Genomic DNA, 3008 nt, shown 5'->3' with positions numbered 1-3008 from the left:
TTCCGCCGATCTGACGAGCGCAACCCTGACCGTGGAACTCGTGCCGCGCGGCGAGCGCGAACTCAAGCAGTCGGGCGTGGAAGCGAAGATGCGCGAGCTGCTGCGCAGCCTCCCCGGCGCCCGCATCACGGTGGGCGGTGGCAACACTGGCGAGGCGTTGCAGATCACGTTGGCCAGCGACGACCCGCAAGCGCTGATGCGTGCAGCCGAGCAGGCCGAGGCCCAGTTGCGCACGCTCAAAGGTATCGGCAACGTGAGCTCGAGCGCGGCCTTGCAGCGACCGGAGATCCAGGTTCGACCCGACTCCGCCCGCGCGGCATCGCTGGGTGTGACGGCGGAGGCGCTCGGTGACGCCGTACGCCTCGCCACCTATGGTGACTACTCGACGGTACTGCCCAAGCTGAATCTGCCGCAACGCCAGATTGCCATCCGCGTGCGCATGGACCCGGCACTACGCGGTGACCTCGACACGGTGGCCAACCTGCGCGTGCAGGGCCGCAGTGGCAACGTGAGCCTGGGGACGGTAGCAGACGTGACGCTGGGCAGCGGACCGTCGCAGATCGACCGCATCGACCGCTCCCGCAATGTCACGCTGACCGTGGAACTTAATGGCCGCCCAATCGGTGAAGTACAGCGCGAAGCCATGGCGCTGGCAGCACTGCATTCCTTGCCAGCAGGTGTGCACAGCATCGATCAGGGCGAGGTACAGCGCATGGGCGAGCTGTTGCAAAGCTTCGGCATCGCGATGGCGATCGGCATCTTCTGTATCTACGCCGTGTTGGTACTGCTCTTCCACGACTTCCTGCAGCCCGGCACCATCCTATCCGCGCTGCCACTGGCTTTGGGAGGCGCGTTGTTCTCGTTGTGGCTTATGGGGCAGCCTTTCTCGATGCCGGTCATCATTGGCGTCCTGATGCTGATGGGCATCGTGACCAAGAACTCCATTCTGCTCGTTGAGTACGCCATCCTGGCGCGGCGCGAGCGCGGCCTGGGCCGTTTGGAGGCGCTGATGGACGCTTGCCATAAGCGCGCCCGCCCCATCGTGATGACGACCATCGCCATGGGCGCCGGCATGTTGCCAAATGCACTGGGCTTGGGCGCTGAGCCAAGTTTTCGCCAACCTATGGCCATCGTGGTCATAGGCGGACTTCTGACCTCGACGGTTCTGAGTCTGCTGGTGGTACCGGTGGTCTTTACCTATGTCGACGACCTGCTGCTCGCAGCGCGGCGCCTGGTGTCACGGCGCGCCGCGCCGCTGGCTGCTTGAACGTAACTTACCGAAGGAGTAACACGTGTCCTCTCAATTGAAATCCCGCATGATGGTGCTGGTCACGGCCTTGGCCGCAGCACTGTCCTTGTCCGCCTGTGTGCCCCTGCCTCCTGTGCCTTTAGCGCCGCTTCCGCCTCCTGTGGTTGTGGCGCCGCCCGCGCCGGTTATTGCTCCTCCGGCGCCCATCGTGGCGCCCGTGCCTGCGCCAGTACCTTCGCCCTATCCTTGCCCCTACTCTTATCCCTACTGCCGATGAGCTTTGTTCCAATGGGTGTGTTCCGGCTGGAGCGCGCTTGTGTGGCGCTTCTGCTGGGAACCTTGTCGTTCTCCGCTGTCTGTGCGGCACCTGCACGCGTACAAGAACCGGTAACGATGAATTTCGAGGATGCGGAAATCGACGGGGTTTCACGCGCGATGGGCATTGTCCTGGGTCGTCCGATCGTGGTTGATCCACGGGTCAAGGGCCGCATCACGTTGGTGACCGACGAGGCCGTGCCGCCGGCCAGGGCCTACGCCATGTTCTTCGCGGTACTGCGCGGACTGGGCTACGCCGTAGTGGAGTCCAATGGTTTGCTCAAAGTCGTGCCAGAAGCCGACGCCAAGGTGCTGAGCGATGCGGTTTCCGTGAAGTCTTCTGCGCAGCGCGGCGATACCGTGATGACCCAGGTGTTCCAACTGTTGTATGAAAACGCCAGCAGTCTGGTATCGGTGCTGCGGCCGTTGATCAGCCCCAACAACACCATTAGCGTGAACCCGGGCAACAACAGCCTGGTCATCACCGACTACGCTAGCAATCTGTCGCGCCTGGGCGTACTTATTGCCGCACTGGACACGCCCAGCGCTACCGACGTAGAGGTCATACCGCTGCAACATGCGATCGCATCCGAACTTGCAGTGAAGGTACTGCGGATGATGGACACGCCTCAACAAGGCGTCGCACAAGGCAGTGGTCCCGGAGCCATCTCGGCCAACAACACACCCGCAGTGTCCGTGGTGCCCGATGTCCACGCCAATGCCTTGCTCGTGCGTGCACCCAATGCCATACGACTGTCTGCCGTGCGTGCCTTGGTCGCGCGGCTGGATCTTCCCGGCCGCAGCGGCAGCAACGTGCACGTGTTGTACTTGAAAAATGCCGAGGCCACGCGCTTGGCGACGGTGCTGCGTGCTGCGTTCTCCAGTGATGGAGCCCGTCGTGATGTCGGTGGCGGCAATGCCGGTGCATCAACGACTGGTGCATCCGTGGCAGCACCGTCGGGCATGTCTACAAGTAGTGCTGCGGGTTCTTTCAGCATGAATCCGACTTCCTCTTCCGCATCGTCGCAGGCTGCAACGCCGGTGACCGCCACAGCCCAGCCTTCGATCGGTGGCTTCATTCAGGCGGACCCTGCCACCAACTCGCTGATCGTCACCGCGCCAGAACCGCTGTTCCGCGAGTTGCGTGCGGTGGTCGATCTTCTCGACACGCGGCGAGCGCAACTCTACGTTGAATCCCTAGTGGTCGAGGTCGATGCCAGCAAGGCACTGGACGTGGGCGTTCAGTGGAAGCAGATCTTCAACATCAGTAGCACTACCGGGCTCACGTTGGGCACCGTGGCCACGGCGCTCGAATCGATGTCGGGCACCAACATCCTGTCCACAGCCAACGTAGTGACACTGGACAATGAGGAGGCCAAGATCATCGTTGGTCAGAACGTGCCTTTCGTCACGGGCAGCTACTCCAACACGAGCAGCAGCAGCA

The 3008-nt window shown here is 62.7% G+C and carries 2 protein-coding genes; both read left to right on the top strand.

The window, feature by feature from the left end:
- The coding region (locus tag DBR23_RS01680) for an efflux RND transporter permease subunit (RefSeq protein WP_146191191.1) at positions 1-1267 on the top strand (1267 nt) is incomplete at its 5' end.
- A gap of 255 nt (positions 1268-1522) precedes the next feature.
- Positions 1523-3008: secretin N-terminal domain-containing protein (locus tag DBR23_RS01675; protein ID WP_304466188.1), on the top strand; the 1486-nt coding region annotated here is incomplete at its 3' end.

It is taken from the genome of Acidovorax sp. HMWF018 (assembly GCF_003061035.1).
GTDB lineage: Bacteria > Pseudomonadota > Gammaproteobacteria > Burkholderiales > Burkholderiaceae_C > Acidovorax > Acidovorax delafieldii.
This window is presented reverse-complemented; position numbering and strand designations above follow the sequence as displayed.